General features: G+C 70.4%; 17 protein-coding genes. 10 read left to right on the plus strand and 7 right to left on the minus strand.

The features are described from left to right. Positions 1-114 precede the first annotated feature (114 nt). Positions 115-732, minus strand: a complete 618-nt coding sequence (locus ACYVLP_RS02275; RefSeq protein ID WP_460625714.1) for a hypothetical protein — start codon at positions 730-732, stop codon at positions 115-117. Between the two features lie 138 nt (positions 733-870). On the opposite strand from ACYVLP_RS02275, the gene ACYVLP_RS02280 reads away from it, so the two are divergent. The 6 genes from ACYVLP_RS02280 to ACYVLP_RS02305 all read left to right on the plus strand — a co-directional run bounded on the left by ACYVLP_RS02280 (position 871) and on the right by ACYVLP_RS02305 (position 8197). After that, positions 871-1737, plus strand: a complete 867-nt coding sequence (locus ACYVLP_RS02280; protein ID WP_460625715.1) for a lysophospholipid acyltransferase family protein — start codon at positions 871-873, stop codon at positions 1735-1737. Positions 1738-1754: 17 nt separating this feature from the next. Further along, positions 1755-2966: a MacS family sensor histidine kinase gene (macS, locus tag ACYVLP_RS02285; RefSeq protein ID WP_460625716.1), complete on the plus strand. Its 1212-nt coding sequence runs from the start codon at positions 1755-1757 to the stop codon at positions 2964-2966. A gap of 45 nt (positions 2967-3011) precedes the next feature. Further along, positions 3012-3722, plus strand: a complete 711-nt coding sequence (locus ACYVLP_RS02290; protein WP_460625717.1) for a response regulator — start codon at positions 3012-3014, stop codon at positions 3720-3722. A gap of 54 nt (positions 3723-3776) precedes the next feature. Continuing rightward, positions 3777-5213, plus strand: coding sequence for a class II 3-deoxy-7-phosphoheptulonate synthase (locus tag ACYVLP_RS02295; RefSeq protein ID WP_460625718.1), 1437 nt, complete (start codon positions 3777-3779; stop codon positions 5211-5213). A gap of 13 nt (positions 5214-5226) precedes the next feature. Continuing rightward, positions 5227-6291 carry a threonine aldolase family protein gene (locus ACYVLP_RS02300; protein WP_460625719.1) on the plus strand — a complete coding sequence of 355 codons (1065 nt, stop codon included), beginning with the start codon at positions 5227-5229 and terminating at the stop codon, positions 6289-6291. Positions 6292-6481: 190 nt separating this feature from the next. Further along, positions 6482-8197, plus strand: a complete 1716-nt coding sequence (locus ACYVLP_RS02305; protein ID WP_460625922.1) for an alpha/beta hydrolase — start codon at positions 6482-6484, stop codon at positions 8195-8197. Between the two features lie 87 nt (positions 8198-8284). Here the strand turns inward: ACYVLP_RS02305 and ACYVLP_RS02310 are convergent, their stop codons facing one another. The 3 genes from ACYVLP_RS02310 to ACYVLP_RS02320 form a co-directional block, all read right to left on the minus strand. Further along, positions 8285-9184: a DMT family transporter gene (locus ACYVLP_RS02310; protein WP_460625720.1), complete on the minus strand. Its 900-nt coding sequence runs from the start codon at positions 9182-9184 to the stop codon at positions 8285-8287. An 11-nt stretch (positions 9185-9195) separates the two neighbouring features. Then, positions 9196-11235: a Stk1 family PASTA domain-containing Ser/Thr kinase gene (gene pknB / locus ACYVLP_RS02315; protein WP_460625721.1), complete on the minus strand. Its 2040-nt coding sequence runs from the start codon at positions 11233-11235 to the stop codon at positions 9196-9198. Between the two features lie 86 nt (positions 11236-11321). After that, on the minus strand, positions 11322-12266 hold the full coding sequence (locus tag ACYVLP_RS02320; protein WP_460625722.1) for a lytic transglycosylase domain-containing protein: 945 nt from the start codon (positions 12264-12266) through the stop codon (positions 11322-11324). Positions 12267-12570: 304 nt separating this feature from the next. On the opposite strand from ACYVLP_RS02320, the gene ACYVLP_RS02325 reads away from it, so the two are divergent. After that, positions 12571-12954, plus strand: a complete 384-nt coding sequence (locus ACYVLP_RS02325) for an Rv2175c family DNA-binding protein (RefSeq protein WP_460625923.1) — start codon at positions 12571-12573, stop codon at positions 12952-12954. Positions 12955-12989: 35 nt separating this feature from the next. Here ACYVLP_RS02325 and ACYVLP_RS02330 read toward each other — a convergent pair whose 3' ends face one another. Next, a complete protein-coding gene (locus ACYVLP_RS02330; RefSeq protein ID WP_460625723.1) occupies positions 12990-14084 on the minus strand; it encodes a polyprenyl synthetase family protein in 1095 nt (364 codons plus the stop codon). Positions 14085-14188: 104 nt separating this feature from the next. Here ACYVLP_RS02330 and metF point away from each other — a divergent pair, with 104 nt between their 5' ends. Continuing rightward, positions 14189-15097 carry a methylenetetrahydrofolate reductase [NAD(P)H] gene (gene metF, locus ACYVLP_RS02335; protein WP_460625724.1) on the plus strand — a complete coding sequence of 303 codons (909 nt, stop codon included), beginning with the start codon at positions 14189-14191 and terminating at the stop codon, positions 15095-15097. A 12-nt stretch (positions 15098-15109) separates the two neighbouring features. Here metF and ACYVLP_RS02340 read toward each other — a convergent pair whose 3' ends face one another. Both ACYVLP_RS02340 and ACYVLP_RS02345 read right to left on the minus strand, forming a co-directional pair. After that, positions 15110-15886 (minus strand): DUF4126 domain-containing protein, encoded by a 777-nt coding sequence (locus tag ACYVLP_RS02340; protein WP_460625725.1) that lies wholly within the window; start codon positions 15884-15886, stop codon positions 15110-15112. A 314-nt stretch (positions 15887-16200) separates the two neighbouring features. Next, positions 16201-16737 carry a YbaK/EbsC family protein gene (locus ACYVLP_RS02345; RefSeq protein WP_460625726.1) on the minus strand — a complete coding sequence of 179 codons (537 nt, stop codon included), beginning with the start codon at positions 16735-16737 and terminating at the stop codon, positions 16201-16203. Positions 16738-16974: 237 nt separating this feature from the next. Between ACYVLP_RS02345 and ACYVLP_RS02350 the strand changes: the two genes are divergently transcribed. Together ACYVLP_RS02350 and ACYVLP_RS02355 are read left to right on the plus strand one after the other, a co-directional pair. Then, positions 16975-17517: a DUF6504 family protein gene (locus ACYVLP_RS02350; RefSeq protein WP_460625727.1), complete on the plus strand. Its 543-nt coding sequence runs from the start codon at positions 16975-16977 to the stop codon at positions 17515-17517. Positions 17518-17560: 43 nt separating this feature from the next. Beyond that, positions 17561-18010: an SAV_6107 family HEPN domain-containing protein gene (locus ACYVLP_RS02355; RefSeq protein WP_460625728.1), complete on the plus strand. Its 450-nt coding sequence runs from the start codon at positions 17561-17563 to the stop codon at positions 18008-18010. Position 18011 lies beyond the last annotated feature (1 nt).

Below are 18011 nucleotides of genomic sequence, written 5' to 3' on the forward strand. Positions count from 1 at the left end.
GAGCAGCAAACTCCTGTCGGTTATTAGCGGAGGAGTTTGCTGCTCTTCGGTGTGTTGCGGAAGGAGACGGTCCGGGGTCCGGCGCTCGGGCGTGGGCGGTCCGGACGCGAGGCTCTAGATGCGCGTGCCGTCGTCGAACGGGTCGCGCTCGGTGCCGCCGCGCAGCACGAGCAGGATGAAGCCGACGACGGTCATCGTCAGACCGGTGACGATCCACCAGCCGCTGCCGTCACGGTCGAACAGCAGCACGTAGAGCAGCAGCAGGGGCCCGCCCGCCAGCCCGACGACGATCGCCCAGTACATCGGGTCGGCCTCGGCCGATGGCAGGTCGATCTCGGATGGCGGCACGAAGTGGTCGTCGTCGGGGTCCACCGCATCGAGCAGTCCATCGACGTCGTCGCTCTGCGGGCCGCTACCGCGCCAGGCGTGCGACGTCGTGGAGGCGATCGGGAGGTCCAGCACGCCACCGGACTGGCCAGGCGGCATACCCGCGGTGCCCGACGGGCCAGTGTCGGCGGGAGTGCCGCCCGCGTCCACGACGCCTTGATCGGCACTCGCGCCGGCCGTGCCCTGGCCACCGGGCTCGGACGATCCGACCTCGCCGGTCTCGGCCGTCAGGTCGGGCGACGCCTCGAGCGCACCGGCAGCAGGGTTCAGCTGCGGGTCGGGAGCCTCGTCGTCCCACCCGGCGATGATGCGCTCGAACTCCGCGTCGAGGTCGCGTTCGCTCACGACGTTTCCTTGGTGCTGTGGCCACCGAGCACGAGGCTCGAGCGGCGATGCGTTCGGACCTGATGATCCTCGCATGCCCCGCTGTGCAGGCGCGAGTGTCGTAGAGTTCGAGCCGTCACATGTGGAAGGCGGACGCGGTTGTTCTACTGGTTCCTGAAGACGATCATCGTCGGGCCCATCATCAAGCTCCTCTTCCGACCGTGGGTCGAGGGGGAGGAGAACGTTCCCGAGACCGGCGCTGCGATCTTCGCCTCCAACCACCTGTCGTTCTCCGACTCGATCTTCCTGCCGATCTGCGTGCCGCGCCGCGTCACGTTCCTGGCCAAGAGCGACTACTTCACAGGTCGCGGTCTCAAGGGCCGCCTGACGGCGGCGTTCTTCAGGGGCGTCGGCCAGCTGCCCGTCGACCGGTCCGGTGGCAAGGCGAGCAACGCCGCGCTCAACTCGGGCCTGAAGGTGCTGCGCCGTGGTGAGCTTCTCGGCATCTACCCCGAAGGCACCCGCTCGCCCGACGGCCGGCTCTACCGCGGCCGCACGGGCGTGGCCCGGATGGCCCTCGAGGCCAAGGTGCCGGTGATCCCGGTGGCGATGATCGGCACCGACAAGGCCCAGCCGACCGGCAAGGTCATCCCGCGGATCATGCGTGTCGGTGTGCGGGTCGGCAAGCCGCTCGACTTCTCCCGCTACGAGGGCATGGAGGACGACCGTTTCGTCCTGCGCTCGATCACCGACGAGATCATGTACGAGCTCATGCTGCTGTCGGCCCAGGAGTACGTCGACATGTACGCCACGTCGATGAAGGACCGGCTCGTCGCGGCGGCCCGGGCCAAGGCACGCGAGCTGCAGGAGGCGGCCAAGCCCGGCAGTGCGGCGCCCGAGCTGGAAGAGGCGCTCGACGCAGCCGAGGGGCGGGAGCGAGCCGCCAAGGCGGACTCGAACGAGGCGGAGGCGGGCTCCGACACCGACGACGACGAGGGCCACGGCCCCGTGGTCGCCGCCTCCTAGCCCTCATGCTCCGGTCGTTGCGACTGCGCGACGAGAGGCACGAGCTGGCGACCTCCTCGACGCCGACGCCGCGAGCCGTCCTCGACGACGAGCACGCGATCGTGCGCGCCCTCTGGCGCGCAGTCGACGTCTTCCGATGCCTGGCGCTGCTGTATGCCGTGTGGTCGGTGTGGGCGCGCCACGCCGAGATCGCACACCTGGGCGGCGCGATCGCCGTGCTCGGAGTGCTCACCGGGTGGACGGTCGTCCAGACCGTGCGCCCGATGCGCACGGTCCAGGCCTACTCGGTGGAGCTCGCGATCGGGTGCGCTGCGATCCTGGCGACCAGGCTCGTCGACACGCCCGAGGTCATCATGGGCGGCGCGCGGACACTCCCGTCCATCTGGCCGTCGGCCGCGATCGTCGGCTTCGCCATCCTGCGCGGCTGGCGGGGCGGCATCATGGCGGCCGCGGTCGTCGCGACGTGCTCGTTCATCGAGGTCATCGAGCCGACACCGAACACCATCTCGAACTCGGTCTTCGGCTTCCTCCTCGGCGGCTGCGTGGGCTTCTGCGTCGATCTCGCCCGGTCGAGCCACGCGGCGCTGGCCGAGGCGATGCGCCGCGAGGCGGCTCGGGTCGAGCGCGACCGGCTGGCCCGCACGGTGCATGACGGGGTGCTTCAGACTCTCGCCTTCATCCACCGTCGCGCGACCGACATCGGCGGCGAGACGGCCACCCTGGGCGCGATGGCCGGCGAGCAGGAGCGCATCCTGCGCACCCTCGTGAGCCAGACCGACCTCACCGAGGTCGACCGGGCTGTCACGGGCGACGCCGACCTACGCGCCCTGCTGCGCCACGTCGAGGCGGACGACGTGCAGCTCGTGGCACCGGCTGACCCGATCCTGCTGCCTCGCAAGGTCGCCGACGAGGTCGTCGCAGCGGTCGAGGCGGCACTGGACAACGTGCGCAAGCACGCAGGCGCCGGCGCGCAGGCCTGGGTCCTGCTCGACGACGAACGGTCCGGAGTCTGTGTCACCATCCGGGACTCCGGTCGCGGCGTATCGGCGGGCCGGCTCGAGGAGGCCGTGGGACAGGGACGGCTGGGCGTCTCGTCAAGTATCAGGGCGCGCCTGACCGACCTCGGAGGGAGTGCAACGATCACCTCGGGAGCGGCGGGTGGCACGACCGTGGAGCTACGGGTGCCACGGAAGGACGCGGCCCGGCGCACCGGCTCTGCGCCCACCTGAAATCGCAGCAGCACCCCGCACCAGCCACGCAGACGGAGGAGGACCGTGACCGACCAGCACGACCTGACCAGCGAGGCGAATGCCGGCGGCCGGATCCGTGTCGTCGTCGCCGACGACCATCCGATGTGGCGCGACGCGGTGGCCCGTGACCTCGCGAGCGCCGGCTTCGACGTCGTCGCGACCGCCGATGATGGCCGCTCGGCTGTGGTGCGGACGAGGGCGACGAGCCCGGATGTGCTCGTGCTCGACCTCAACCTCCCGGGCCTCAACGGGGCCCAGGTCTGCGCCGCGCTCGCGGCGGCCGAGGTGCCGACCAGGATCCTCATCCTGTCGGCGAGCGGTGACCAGCAGGACGTCCTCGAAGCGGTCAAGGCGGGCGCACTCGGGTATCTCGTCAAGTCAGCCGGCCGGGACGAGTTCCTCGCGGCGGTGCGGGCGACAGCGGCAGGGGAACCGGTGTTCACTCCGGGGCTCGCCGGGCTGGTGCTGGGTGAGTTCCGGCGAGCCCAGGCGGCGCCGAGCGACGAGCGCGCGATCCCCGAGCTCACGACGCGCGAGACGGAGATCCTCAAGTACGTCGCGACCGGGATGGGCTACAAGGAGATTGCGGCAACTCTGTTCCTGTCGCACCGCACCGTGCAGAACCATGTGCAGAACATCTTCGGCAAGCTGCAGATGCACAACCGTGTCGAGCTGGTCCGTTTCGCCATGGAGCGCGGGATCGACCTGTCGGACCCCACTGATCCGGACGCCTGACCGGCTCGCACCTCGGCGCACTCGAGGTGCGGCGGCGACCGTGGTCATTTCGGGATGCGGACCCGTGCAGGGCACGCTCTGGGCGCCGTCTACGCTGTCTGGGTGAACATGAGGACCGTCACTGCCGATGTCGGCCTCGAGCCCGCAGCGGGCTCCGAGGCGCTCGCCGCCCTGACGGCGGCGGCAGCCGAGCTCGAAGCCGCACAGCAGCCGAGCTGGCCGGACACCGCCGCCCTCGCCCAGGCCACCGAGACCCTCGCCACGTATCCGCCCCTCGTCTTCGCCGGCGAGTGCGACATCCTCACCGACCGGATGGCCAAGGCCGCCGTCGGCGAGGCCTTCGTGCTCCAGGGCGGCGACTGCGCCGAGACGTTCGCCTCCGCGACCGCGGACAACATCCGCGACCGCATCAAGACGATCCTGCAGATGGCCGCCGTGCTTACGTACGGCGCATCGGTGCCGGTCATCAAGGTCGGCCGGATGGCCGGGCAGTACGCCAAGCCGAGGTCCTCGTCCGTCGAGACCCGCGAGGGCGTGACGCTGCCCGCCTTCCGCGGCGACATGGTCAACGACTTCGCGTTCCACGAGACGGCCCGGATGCCCGACCCGCAGCGGCTTGTTCAGGCCTACCACGCGAGCTCCGCGACGTTGAACCTCGTGCGCGCCTTCACCACCGGCGGCTTCGCCGACCTGCGTCACGTCCACGACTGGAACCGCGGCTTCGTCGCCAACTCCGCGAACGCGCGCTACGAGAAGCTGGCTCGTGACATCGACAAGGCGATGCGCTTCATGGCGGCCTGCGGCGCCGACTTCGATGCGATGCGGACGGTCGAGTTCTACGCAGCACACGAGGCGCTGCTGCTCGACTACGAGCGTCCGCTCACCCGGATCGACTCGCGTTCGGGGCGGCTCTATGACACCTCCGGCCACTTCGTCTGGGTCGGCGAGCGCACCCGCCAGCTCGACGGCGCGCACGTCGACTTCGTCTCGCGGATCAGCAACCCGATCGGGGTCAAGCTCGGCCCCAAGGCCGACATCGACGAGGTGCTCCGGCTCATCGACAAGGTCGACCCCGACCGGACTCCTGGCCGCCTGACGTTCATCACCCGGATGGGAGCGGGCACGGTGCGCGACGCGCTGCCTGCGCTCGTCGACAAGGTCACGGCGTCCGGGGCGACGGTCACCTGGATCTGCGACCCGATGCACGGAAACACGTTCGAGTCCTCGACGGGCTACAAGACGCGTGACTTCGACGACATCGTCGAGGAGGTGCGCGGCTTCTTCGAGGTCCACCGGTCGCTCGGCACGATTCCCGGCGGCATCCACGTGGAGCTCACCGGCAACGACGTCACCGAGTGCCTCGGCGGAGCGGAGAAGATCATCGACTCCGACCTCGAGAAGCGCTACGAGTCCGTCTGCGACCCCCGCCTGAACCACCAGCAGTCGCTCGAGCTGGCGTTCGTCGTCGCCGAGATGCTGGGTCAGGCGTGAGACCATCGCGCCTGTGACCGCCAGCCCGTACCACGCAGACCTGCTCAGCGACACCCTCACCAAGCCGTCCGACGCGATGCGCGCCGCGATGGCGGCCGCGGAGGTCGGCGACGACGTCTTCGGTGAGGACCCGACCCTGCGGGCCCTCGAGGAGCGGGTCGCGGGCATGCTCGGCCAGGAGGCCGCCCTCTTCACGCCGTCCGGGTCGATGGCCAACCAGCTCGGCGTGCGCGTGCACGTCAAGCCGGGCGAGGAGCTTGTGGGGGACTCGCTTGCCCACGTGGTGCGAGCCGAGCTCGGTGCGGCGGCGGTGCTGTCGGGCATCTCGTCGCGCACCTGGGTGTCCGAGCGAGGCCGTTTCCGGGCCGACGACGCCGCAGCGCTGATGATCACCGGCGTCGGCCCGTACCAGGTGTGCACCTCGCTGGTCGTCGTCGAGAACACGCACAACTTCGGCGGTGGCACCGTCCAGCCGATCGAGGAGATCCGCCGGGCCCGCTCGGTCACCCGCGAGCGTGGCGTGGCGATGCACCTCGACGGGGCGCGCCTGTTCAACGCTCATGTCGCCTCCGGCGTGTCGCTCACTGACTACGGTCGCGAGTTCGACACGGTGTCGGTCTGTCTGAGCAAGGGCCTCGGCGCGCCCGTCGGAAGCGTGCTCGCCGGCTCGGCGGAGGCGATGGCCGAGTCGCGCATCTGGCGCAAGCGCTTCGGAGGCGGCATGCGTCAGGCCGGGATCCTTGCTGCTGCGGGCCTCTTTGCGCTCGACAACAACGTCGAGCGACTCGCCGACGACCACGCCCGGGCTCGACGGGCGGCAGAGGCGATGGCCGAGGCTGCCCCAGGCTCGGTCGATCTCACCACGGTTGAGACCAACATCGTCATCGTCGACGTCTCCGCGGCGGGCTGGGCGTCCTCGGCGTTCGTCGCGGCGGCGCTCGACGCCGGCGTGCGGACGTATGCCGTGGGGTCGGGCGCCGTGCGCCTCGTCTGGCACCTCGACGTCGATGACGCCGGCACCGACGTCGCGATCGACGTCCTCACCGGCCTGCTCCGCAACCCGCCGACCGCCGCCTGACTTCTCGGCCCCCGGGCAGCAACCAGACACGCGCCGAACGCCGCGTTCGACGGCGAACTCAGTGTGGTGACAGGGAGTTCGCCGTCGAACGCGGCGTCCGGTCACCGGTCTGCGTGTTTCTCCGATGCGCGGGGGTCTGAGGCCCTACGTTGGGGCAGTCAGGGGCCCGGACGTCCAGGAGGTCGCCTTGGTGCGCCAGACCGATCCAGATGAGCCGACGTCGGCCATGGGTGCGTCGACCCAGCCGGCGCAGACACCGCCTCCCACCGGCATACTGGACCGCATGGTCCGGTGGGCGAAGCTCACGCTCCCCGGCTGCTGGGGCGCGGTCATCTTCGCAGCGGTGTCCTACACTCCGTCGCTGTTGCCCCGGGGCGGGCTCCTCCAGGGCATCGTCTGCGGCATCACGGGCGCCATCGGCTACGGCCTCGGCGTGACCGCCGCGTGGATCTGGCGAGCATTCGCCGACCGTCAGGCCCGTACGCCGCAACCGAGGTCGTGGCGGGTGTTCCTCATCGCCGGTGGCGCCTTGCTGGCGCTCGCGTTCGGCTTCGGCCAGTACTGGCAGTACGAGATCCGTCGGATCATGGGGGTCGACGAGTACAACCTCGCCCTCGTCATCCTGTCGCCGCTGTTCGCCGTCGTGCTGTTCGGGCTGCTGCTCGCTGCCGGGCGCGGGGTTCGCGCGCTCTACCACCGCGTCGTCCGGCTGCTCAAGCGGTGGATCGGCCCGCGCGCCGCGAACTTCGTCGGCTGGGCGCTGGTCGCCTCGTTCGTCTACCTGCTCGTGACCGGGGTGCTGCTCGACGGCCTCCGGAACATCGCGGACCAGACGTTCTCGGTCCGCAACGGCATCACCGAGGAAGGCGTGACGCAGCCGACGACGGCCCTGCGATCCGGTGGAGCCGGGTCCCTCGTGCCGTGGGACACGCTGGGTCGTGAGGGACGCACGTTCGCCGCGTCCGGCCCGTCGGCGAGTCAGATCCAGGCGGTCATCCACCATGCGGCGAAGGAGCCGATCCGCGCCTACGCGGGCCTGGAGTCCGCCGACGACGCCGAAGCCAGGGCCCGCCTGGCGGTCGACGACCTCGCTCGGGCGGGAGGATTCGACCGAGCCGACCTGCTCGTCATCACGACGACCGGGAGCGGCTGGGTGGACCCGGCCCTCATCGACAGCTTCGAGTACCTCAGCGGCGACTCGGCGGCGGTGGCGATGCAGTACTCCTACCTGCCTTCGTGGATCTCCTACCTGGTGGACCAGTCCAAGGCCCGAGAGGCCGGGCGGGCGCTCTTCGACGCGGTCTACGAGCACTGGATCGGACTGCCACAGGACCACCGCCCGCGGCTGTATGTCGCCGGCGAGAGCCTCGGGTCGTTCGGTGGGGAGACCGCCTTCAGCGGCGAGTTCGACCTGCGCAACCGGACCGCGGGCACGGTCTTCGTCGGACCGCCCAACTTCAACACCCTGTTCCGCGAGTTCACCGACCACCGCGACTCGAACAGCCTCGAGATCCAGCCGGTCTACAAGGACGGCCGCACCGTGCGCTTCGCCAGTGACGCCAGTGCGGACATCCCACCCGACGGCCAGCCCTGGGAAGGCAACCGGGTGCTGTACCTCATGCACGCCTCCGACCCGATCGTCTGGTGGAGCCCGAACCTCATCTTCAGCGAGCCTGACTGGATCAATGAGCCACCCGGCAAGGACACGCTCGACATGATCTGGATCCCGTTCGTGACGTTCTGGCAGGTGACGGCGGACCTTCCCTTCTCGACGGGTGTGCCGGGCGGTTTCGGCCACAAGTACACCGAGGAGCAGGTCGACGCGTGGAATGCCGTCCTCAAGCCTCAGGGGGTCACGCCGGACGTGCTCACCGCGGTGCGCGACGCCGTCGCTCACGACGACTGAGTCGCTCCGCCATGCTTGTGGGGGCCGCGTCCGGCCCGACCCCACAAGCATGGCGCGAGAGCCGTCGCGGAGCCGCCCGAAGGTGGGTCAGACCTCGTGGTGGAGGGCCTCGGCGGGCAGCTCACCGGGGCGTCGGCGCGCGAGGAGCTCGACGGCATACATGGCGGTGAGCACGAGCGCGCCGCCCACGAGCATTCGCCACGTCAGGGTTTCGTCGCCGAGGGTGACGGCGAAGAGGGCCGCGAACACCGGCTCCAGGGTCATCACGATCGCCGCCCGCGTGGCGGGCATATGCGCCTGGGCCCAGGTCTGGACCCACAGCGACAGGATGCTCGCGAAGACGACCATGTAGAGCACGGAGGCCCACTGCGCCGGAGTGGTCGGCAGGACCACCCCACCCGGGAGTGCACCGATGAGGCAGATGACCCCGATGACGACCATCTGCACGACGGACAGCCCCGTCGCGCTGTCCGCCGAGGTGAACCTCCCGAGGCCGACGATGTGCAGCGCGTAGAGGGCCGCGGCGAGCAGCGTGATGGCCTCGCCGACACCGACCGAGAGCCCGTTGAGCGACAGGAGCGCCAGGCCGGCGGTCGCGAGTCCTACTGCGGCCCAGGTTGATCCGGGCACGCGTTCTCGAAGGAGCACGGCCGTGAAGATCGGTGTGAGCACGACGTAGGTGCCGGTGATGAACCCCGACACCGATGCCGGCGTCGTGGCGAGCCCCTGCGTCTGGAAGATCTGGGCGAGGCCATAGAGGGCACCGAGGCCGATCCCGATGACGAGCTGCCGCCGGGTCAGAGCGCGCACCGGCTTCCAGAACAGCACCAGCATGATCACTGCAGCCAGGCAGAACCGCACGGCGAGGAAGTCGACCGGAGGGATCACGTCGACGAGATCGCGGATCAGGAAGAAGGTCGAGCCCCACACGGCGGTCAGGGCCACGAGCAGGAGCGTGGCAAGGCGCGACTGCGCAGCAGCGTGCATCGGGCGGCGACTCAGACGATCGTCAGCGTGATCGTGCTGCCCTTGGGGGCGGACTGGCCGGGCGTCACGCTCTGGACACGGACGAGGTCGAACAGCTTTCCGAACGGGTAGTCCTTCTGGACCTTGAACCCGAGGTCGGTGAGGGTCTTCTCGGCCTGCGCGACGGGCTGGCCGACGACGTTGGGCACCTGCACCATCACCGGTCCCTTGGACACGACGATCGTGACGGTGTCGCCCCGGTGAAGGGTGCCGTTCGCCGGGGTCTGCGAGACCACCTGTCCCGTCGGGACGGTGTCGCTGTTGACGTCGTCACCGCGAGCGACCTGGAGGCCGGCGCCGGTGATCGCCGCGGTCGCGGCATCGACGGGGGAGCCGCGGACGTCCGGGACCTTGATGGGCTGTCGGCCCTTCGACACGACGAGCGCGACCATGGTCGCCCGCCGAACCGACGTGCCCGGCGCCGGGGTCTGCGAGATGACGACGCCTTGAGGCACCGTCTCGCTCCACTTCCCCTCCGTCTCGCCGACCCGAAGCGTGAGTGGCGCGAGCACTCCGGTGGCGTCGGCGGCCTTGGCGCCGACGAGCTTGGGCACGGCATACCGCTCCTGGCCCTTGGACACGACGACGTTGACCGTCGAGCTCTTGGCGACCTCGGTGCCGGGGGCCGGATCGACCCGGATCACGATGCCCTTGGGCTTGGTCTCGGAGAACTCCTCGGTCTGGTCCATCGACAGGGAAGCCTGGTCGATGGCGGCCTGGGCCGGGCCGACCGGCTGGCCGACGACCGCTGGTACGACGGTCACGCCGCCGGGACCGGCGATGAACCACCAGCCGGCCGCGCCGCCGAGCACGAGCAGGGCCGCTGCGAGCCACCAGGGCCAGCGGGCGCGCCGGCGGCGAGTCCGGCTCAGTGGCAGGGCAGTGGTCCGCTCGACCTGCGGCTCGCGCGGGTCCTCGTCGTGGATGGGCAGCCCGGCGAGGGCCGAGCGGGACGACCGCGCGGGGTGGTCGTCGAAGGGGCCAGAACCCTCGTCCGGCGTGCGGCGCGACGAGGCGCCCGCGGGCGCCGCCTCGGAGAACGCGTCGGCCACTGCGTAGCGCGACCCGTCGGCCACCGCGCCGGACCCCGCGCCGGATGACGTCGGCAGGCCGGGGGAGGACCGCGCGTCCACGGCGACGCCACGCCGGTCGAGGTCGGCCGGCGTGAGCTGCGACCGGACGCTGCGCAGCGCGGACACGAATGCCGTCGCGGACTCGAACCGGTCGTCCGGCTCGAGAGCCGTGGCGCGAGCGACCAGGAGGTCGAGCTCGGGCGGGACGGCGTCGACGATCGAGGACGGCTCGGGGATCGAACCGTGGACGTGCTGGTAGGCGATCTGGATCGGGGTGTCGCCCGTGACTGCCTTGCGCCCCGTGAGCATCTCGAACAGGAGCAGCCCGGCTGCGTACACATCGCTGCGCTGGTCGGCCATACCGGACTCGACCTGCTCGGGGGACAGGTACGACGCCGTGCCGAGCAGGACGCCCGTCTGGCTCGTCGTGGACTGGTTGGTGATGGCCCGCGCGAGGCCGAAGTCGGCGACCTTGACCTCGCCGTCCCGCCGGACGATCACGTTCTCTGGCTTGACGTCCCGGTGAATCATCCCTGCCGAGTGGGCCGCCCGCAGGGCGAGCAGGATCGGCTCGAGGATCGCCAGCGCCTCGCGGGCCGTGAACGGCGCCTCCTCGTGGATGACGTCCCGCAGGGTCTTCCCGTCGACGAGCTCCATGGCCAGGAACACGTCGCCGTCGTCCTCGCCCTGGTCGTAGACGGCGACGACGTTGGGGTGGCTGAGGCGGGCGGCCGAGCGGGCCTCGCTCCGGAACCGCTCGACGAAGACGTCATCGGTGGCCAGGCCCGGGCGCATGATCTTGAGGGCGACCTCCCGGTCGAGGCGCCCGTCCAGCGCCACGTAGACAGAGGCCATGCCCCCGTCTGCGAGGTGAGAGAGGATCCGGTAGCGACCGTCGATGACCCGACCGACGAGCGCATCCGCCACGCTGGACGTCACGGGGGAAGTTTACGGGCTGAACCAGCGCATCCTGTGCAGGCCAGCCGCCGGGGCGGCAGCTTTGGGGGAGCGCCCGGCCTGGACGTTCAGAGCTTGGCGTAGATGGCGAGGACTGCGGCGACGTACTTCTTCGTGTCCTCGTACATCCCCTTGGTCCGCACCGAGCGCAGTCCCTGGTAGTACCCCGCGATCGCCTCGTCCCGGTCGTCGGCCGTGGCCTGCAGTGCGCGGAGGATGAGCACACCGGCGGTGATGTTGTCCTGGGTGTCGTAGCGGTCGAGGGTGCGGCCGGCTAGCTCGGACGCCCAGGCGATGGAGGTGGGCATGATCTGCATCACCCCGACCGCGTCGGTGTACGACACGGCGCGCTGGAACCAGCCGGACTCGAGCCAGCCGACCGCGAGAGCGAGCTTCGGGTCGACGCCGTGCCGGGTCGCTGTGGCTCGGATCATGTCGGCCGTCTGGGCGCGCGTCGGGACCGACTCGTGGGCGAGCTTCGCCTTGCTTGCGGCAACTGCCTTCTCGGTCTTCGTGGATGGCTTGTACCCGGCCGGCGGGGCGTTGCTCGGAGCAGGAGGTGCTGGCGGCGCGGGCACGATGATGCGCTGGCCGACGAAGATCAGATGCACGTTCTTGAGCGTGTTTGCGGCAAGCAGCGTGGTCAGAGACACGTGGTAGCGCACGGCGATGCCGGACATCGTGTCGCCCGCCTGCACGATGTGGACGCGTCCCGTGGCGGCCGGCTTGGAGGCCGCGGGCTTGGTCGTCGTGGGCTTCTTCGTGGGCTTCGAGCTGGGGGCGGAGGTGGCCGGGCCCGGCACCTGCAGCCGCTGCCCGATGTGGATCATCGCTCCGCCGCCGGCCAGCTCGTTCTTCTCCACGAGGGCGGCGACTGTGGTGCGGTGCGCTATCGCGAGCGCCCAGAGAGTGTCGCCTGGTCGCACCACGACAGTCGTCCAGGTCTGTGGTCTGACGGGGGCAACGACGGCGTGGGGCGGCTGCGCCAGCGCGGCGACGTCGGCGAGGGGCATTCCGGAGGTCCTTTCCTGAGCCCGAGTGCTGTGATGCGGCGCGTGGAGGGGTTCGGGAAGGGCTTTATGGTAGTTGAGTGGGCAGAGTGACGCATGTGACGCTAGCGCACAGTTGAGCACTAAAGTAAAAATACACGGTTGTAATTCGCGCGTCTGAGACCGCCCCGAGGCGCTCGGGCGACCTCGACCAGCCCGTATGCCGGCTCGTCGCGTCACCATGCCGCGCCCCGCCGGGCGCGCAGTGGCAGACTTTTCGCTCGTGAGCGACAAGCAGGTGCGGTCGAGCCAGACCGACGGGACGAACCTGACCGAATCCGGTGACGACACGGCCAGCGACCTCGAGTCGCTGGTCGGCGAGTGGCTGACGGTCCCCGACATCGCGGAGCAGCTGGGGGTGCCGCTGGCGAAGGTGCGGCAGTACCTCGCCGACCGTGAGGTACTCAGCGCTCGCATCGGGCCGCGGCGGGTGCCGTCGGTGCCGGCGAAGTTCTTCGACACGGCGGGCCCCCGACCCGAGCTGCGGGGCACCTTCACCGTGCTCGCCGATGGTGGCATGGACGACGGCGAGATCATCGAGTGGCTCTTCACGCCTGACCCCACGCTCCCGGTCGAGGGGGCGCCGATCGATGCTCTCCGCGCCGGGCACAAGACCGAGATCAGGCGCCGGGCGCAGGAACTCGCCTTCTGACGAGCGAGCCCGCGGCGCCCCGCCCCGGGCCGCGGTCAGGCGTGACGGGCTGTCGACACGTCGACGAGCTCCTCCAGCACGTCGAGCGCGTCGGCGTCGAACGCGCCGGTCCCCCGAGCCTGCTCCACCGCCTTGCGGGAGTCGTCGGCGAGCGCCGTGATCAGCCGCTCGACCCGATCCACGGCGCCGGTCCTGACGAGCACCTGACGGATCTGCTCGACCCCGGACAGGTCGAGGTCGTCGCGGCCCAGCAGTCCTTCGACCGTCGCGCGATCGACGTCGGATGCCGCGTCGAGAGCGTGGGCGACCAGAACCGTCCGCTTGCCTTCGCGCAGGTCGTCGCCGGCGGGTTTGCCGGTCGCTTCCGGGTCACCGAACACGCCGAGCAGGTCATCCCGCAGCTGGAAGGCCTCGCCGAGCGCAAGGCCGTAGTCGGACAGCGGGGCGAGCGAACGATCTGGGGCCCCGCCGACAAGAGCGCCGATGAGCAGCGGGTGCTCGATGGTGTACTTCGCGCTCTTGAAGCGAATCACCTTGCGTGCCGAAGCAACTCGCGCGTCGAGGTCGAGGCCTTCCCACCCGCGGGCAGACTCCAGAAGGTCCAGGAACTGGCCGCCCATGAGCTGGGTCCGCATGGTGTCGAACAGCTGTCGGCCACGGGCGAGCTCGGCAGCCGGCAGGCCACAGGTCGAGTAGAGCTCGTCGCACCAGGTGAGGCAGAGGTCACCGGCAAGGATCGCCGTGCCCTCGCCGAACCGGTCCGGGTCGCCTGCCCAACCGCGCTCGCGGTGCAGCGTGGCAACGGCGCGGTGTGCGGACGGCATACCTCGTCTGGTGTCGCTGCGGTCCATGACGTCGTCATGGAGCAGCGCGGCACCCTGGAAGAACTCCATGCTCGCGGCCAGGCGGACCACGGCATCCGAGTCGGCCCCGCCGGCGGCGCGGTAGCCCCAGTAGAGGAAGCGGGCGCGCAGGCCCTTACCCCCGGTCAGCAGGCCCGACACGGCCGCGACGAGCGGAGCGGTCTCGTCGCCGATGACAGCCAACGACTCCGTGGCCCCGGCGATCTGGGCATCGATCGCCTGCTGGACCCGACGGCGGAGCACGTCGAGTTCGGTGGGGGTCTGCACGGCGTCCTCCATCGAGTCGGGAATCGTGGTCAGCCTACGCGGAGCGGTGGTCGGCCCGTGAACAGCCCGCACGACGCGGACACGAGCGGCCTATCGTGTGCGGCATGGCACACGGCACGGCATCCTCGATGGCTCGGGCGGAGCGGTTCACCCGGTCGATTCCGGCGATGATCGCTGCTGACACCCCCACGTTCAGCTTCGAGTTCTTCCCGCCGCGCGACGAAGCCGCCGTCGGGCAGCTCTGGGAGGCGATCCGCAGGCTCGAGAAGGTGTCGCCGAGCTTCGTGTCGATCACCTACGGCGCCGGCGGAAGCACCCGCGACCGCACGGTGCGACTCACCCAGCGCGTGCTCGAGGAGACGTCGCTGACTCCGATGGCGCACCTCACGTGCGTCGGGCACTCGATCTCCGAGATCCGCGGCATCGTCGGGTCGTACGCCTCGGCCGGCGTGCGCAACATCCTCGCGCTGCGGGGCGACCCTCAGGGCGGTCTGGGTCAGCCGTGGGTGGCCCACCCCGAAGGTTTCGACCACGCCGACGAGCTCGTCAGCCTCGTCAAGGCTCTCGGCGACTTCACGGTGGGCGTCGCGGCCTTCCCTGACGGTCACCCGGAGTCACGCTCCGTCGACGAGGACGCCGAGACGCTGATCCGCAAGGAGCGCGCGGGAGCGGAGTTCGCCATCACGCAGATGGTGTTCGACGTCGACAACTACCTCCGGCTCCGCGACGAGCTCGCCCGACGCGGCTCCCGACTGCCCGTCGTGCCCGCGATCATGCCGATCACCAACGCCCGCCAGGTCATCCGGATGGCCCAGCTGGCAGGGCAGCCGATGCCGCGAGCCATCACCGAGCGGCTCGACCGCCACGGTGACGACGCCGAAGGCGTGCGTGCCGAGGGCCTGGCGATCGCCACCGAGTCGTCGCGTCGCCTGCTCGACGAAGGTGCGCCCGGCATCCACTTCATCACGATGAACCGTTCGTCGGCGACACTCGAGGTGTTCGGCAGCCTCTGAGCCGAGAGCGCCCTACCGCGGCTCCTCGCCGGCGGTGTCGGGGTCGGCGGAGGCGGCCGACGGGGTCGGAGGGCCGACCTGCTGCGACGGTTTCCGCGGCGGGATCGGCTGGGTCGGCGGTGAGCCAGCTGGGGAGCCTGCTGGGGAGCCTGGCGGTGAGCCCGCTCGCGGGGCGGTGCGCGGGGCAGGCGGCTGCGAGATGCCGACGCGTTCACCCCAGGCGTCGTAGCGTCGCTTGAGGCGACGGATGCGTCCGGCCAGCTTGTAGACGATCCAGGCGCCCAGGGCGAGCAGGACCAGGGCGATCGTTGCCGCGGCCCAGGGGTGGGCGATGGCCAGCGCGGTGACCCCGGTGACAGTCACGTCCTCGGAGGTGCTGACGACGATGTTGCTCGCCGGTTCGGGTGAGGTGTTGATGACACCGCGCAGGCCGGCCTTGATGCCGTGCGAGATGAGGGCGGTGACGCCGCCCGTGGCCGCACCGATCGCGGCGTCGAGGCTCGCGGTGTCATGGCCGATGAGGTAGCCGATGGTCGCGCCCACGGCCGGTCGGATCACGGTGTGGATGGTGTCCCATACCGAGTCGACGTACGGGACCTTGTCGGCGACGAGCTCGACGACGAAGAGGATCCCGGCGATGACGAGCACGTCGGTGCGGGCCAGGGCATCCGGGATCTGGCTGAGGTGGAACGCCTTGTCGGCAAGGCCAAGCACGAGCACAACGAGGTACGCGTTGATGCCGCTGCCCCACCCGGTGGTGAAGGCCATGGGGATGAGCTCGGTGCCCATGTCGCTCCTTGCGTGCGGTGGCGAGAACACGGTTCCAACATCTGGGACGGTGCCCTATTCCCGGCCTGCGTGCAACGAGGTGACACGAGAGACGACACGCATGGGGCCCGATCCGCGAGCGGACGGCACCCCTGCAACCCTCCGTTCGCGGACCGGGCCCGCACGACAGACTCTGCCGGGTGGTGCGGGTGTGACGCCTGAGCACTCCTACTCACGTGGGCGATGGCCGGGGTCCGCCGACCCGACATGCGGGTGCCCTGACCCGTGTGAGCGCAGGCTTGGATGGGCGGCGATGTGGCGTGTGGGAGGGCGGGTCAGCCCGGCGGGCGGACCGAGACCGAGCGTCCGCCGGTGATCCGGACGAGCTCGTCATGTGACGTCGGAAACACGGTGTGCGGGTGACCAGCGGCCGCCCACACGACAGCCTGCTGGGCGAGTGCAGCGTCGACCAGCGTCGTCACCGGGGTCGTATGGGCGACAGGCGCGACGCCTCCGATCGCGAATCCCGTTGTGGCTCTGACGAACTCAGGGTCCGCTCTGCCAACCGACGTGAAGCCCTGCTCGGCCGCGAGGTGGCCGGTGTCGACGCGATGGCCTCCGGATGTGAGCACGAGCAGGGGGATCCGCGACCCGTCGGAGCGGGTCGCCAGGAACACGAGGGAGTTCGCGATCGCCGACACCGAGGTGCCGAGTGCCTCGGCTGCCTGGGCCGCCGTCCGAGCTGCGCCGTCGAGGACCACGACCTCGCCCGTGACGCCGGCATCCGTCAAGGCGGTGCGGACCCGTCGGACCGACGGATGGTCGAGCACGGCGGACGGGTTCTGCGGCGTCGGGGCGTCGATCTGGACCATGAGCGACACCGTAGCGTCGGCGTTCAGCCGACTCGTCGGACTCGCTTGACACGGTGTCGGCGCCGGGGGCTACGCTGTGCATATCGAACACATGTTCGAAACAGATGTTCGAGTCAGAGATCTGTCCAACCAGTATTTCAGTCAGCTCAGTCGTCGGTTGGTGTCGGGTTGCTCGTGTGGGGCGCGAGCGGCCTGGGTCGTGATGTCCGGCCTCGACGTGTCCGAGGGAGACGTGTCGTGGTGCGCAGGTTCAGCGATCCCGTGAGGGTCAAGGTCCAGGTCGCAGTGCCGGCCGAGGTGCAGGTCGCAGTGCCTGCCGAGGTGCAGGTCGCAGTGCCGGCCGAGGTGCCGGTGGGAGTGCAGCGGAACGTGCCGGTCAGACGGCTCGAGAGCGTGCCGGTCGGGGTGCAGGGGGAGGTGCCCGATGAGGCACCCACCGCCCCGGCCGGCACCCCGGACGTGCCGAGCGAGGTGCCGGTGAAGCTGCACTCGGGCGCGGTCCCCGCCGCGTTCATCTGGCGCGGCCGCCTCTATGTCGTCCGCGACGTGCTCGCCCACTGGCGGGAGCGGCGGGCCTGGTGGCGCGATGCCCTCGAGGCCGAGGAGGAGCACGTACGCCCGGGCCAGACGCTCGCCGCGGCCGCGAGCGAGCAGCACATCTGGCGGGTCGAGGCGAGCCCCGGGTGGTCGTTCGCACCCGGCGTCTACGACCTGGCCCATGACGAGGCGGCTGGCCACGACCCGAGCGACCGGTGGTCGCTCGTCCGCATCGCCGACTGACCGCGTGACTGACGAGCCATCCGTGACGAGAAAGGAGCCGATCGTGACCACCGCCCCGCTACGCAGACCGCCGATCTCGGTCGCCGTGCTCGACCTGCTCGAGCGAGCCCGCACGACCCTCGAGGCCGCGTGCCGCACCTCCGACGCGTCCGAGCGGTACCGCGACGCGCATCTCGGTGCGCTGCGGGCCGCGGCCGCGGTCGTCGCAGCCCGCACTGCGCCGACGCCGCGGTCGCGACCACGCAGTGTCTGGCAGGTGCTGCCCGGGGTCGCACCTGAGCTGGGGGAGTGGGCAGCATTCTTCGCGGCCTGCTCGGCCCACCGCTCGGTCATCGACCGTGGCGGCCACATCTCGGTCCGGGAGGCCGACGACCTGCTGCGCCAGGCCGAGATGTTCCTCGAGATCGTCCAGGACCTCCTCGGGGTGCCACTGACCATCCCGCTGCCACAGTCGATCACCCCCGTGTCGAGGAGCCGGGCGAGCGGAGCGTGAC

It is taken from the genome of Intrasporangium mesophilum, from assembly GCF_054783095.1.

Excerpts from the sequence above, each read along its gene's own strand:
- ACYVLP_RS02295 (WP_460625718.1), top strand. The coding sequence starts at position 3,777 with ATGCGGACCCGTGCAGGGCACGCTCTGGGCGCCGTCTACGCTGTCTGG.
- ACYVLP_RS02310 (WP_460625720.1), bottom strand. The coding sequence starts at position 9,184 with ATGCACGCTGCTGCGCAGTCGCGCCTTGCCACGCTCCTGCTCGTGGCC.
- ACYVLP_RS02320 (WP_460625722.1), bottom strand. The coding sequence starts at position 12,266 with ATGCCCCTCGCCGACGTCGCCGCGCTGGCGCAGCCGCCCCACGCCGTC.
- metF (WP_460625724.1), top strand. The coding sequence starts at position 14,189 with ATGGCACACGGCACGGCATCCTCGATGGCTCGGGCGGAGCGGTTCACC.
- ACYVLP_RS02340 (WP_460625725.1), bottom strand. The coding sequence starts at position 15,886 with ATGGGCACCGAGCTCATCCCCATGGCCTTCACCACCGGGTGGGGCAGC.
- ACYVLP_RS02345 (WP_460625726.1), bottom strand. The coding sequence starts at position 16,737 with ATGGTCCAGATCGACGCCCCGACGCCGCAGAACCCGTCCGCCGTGCTC.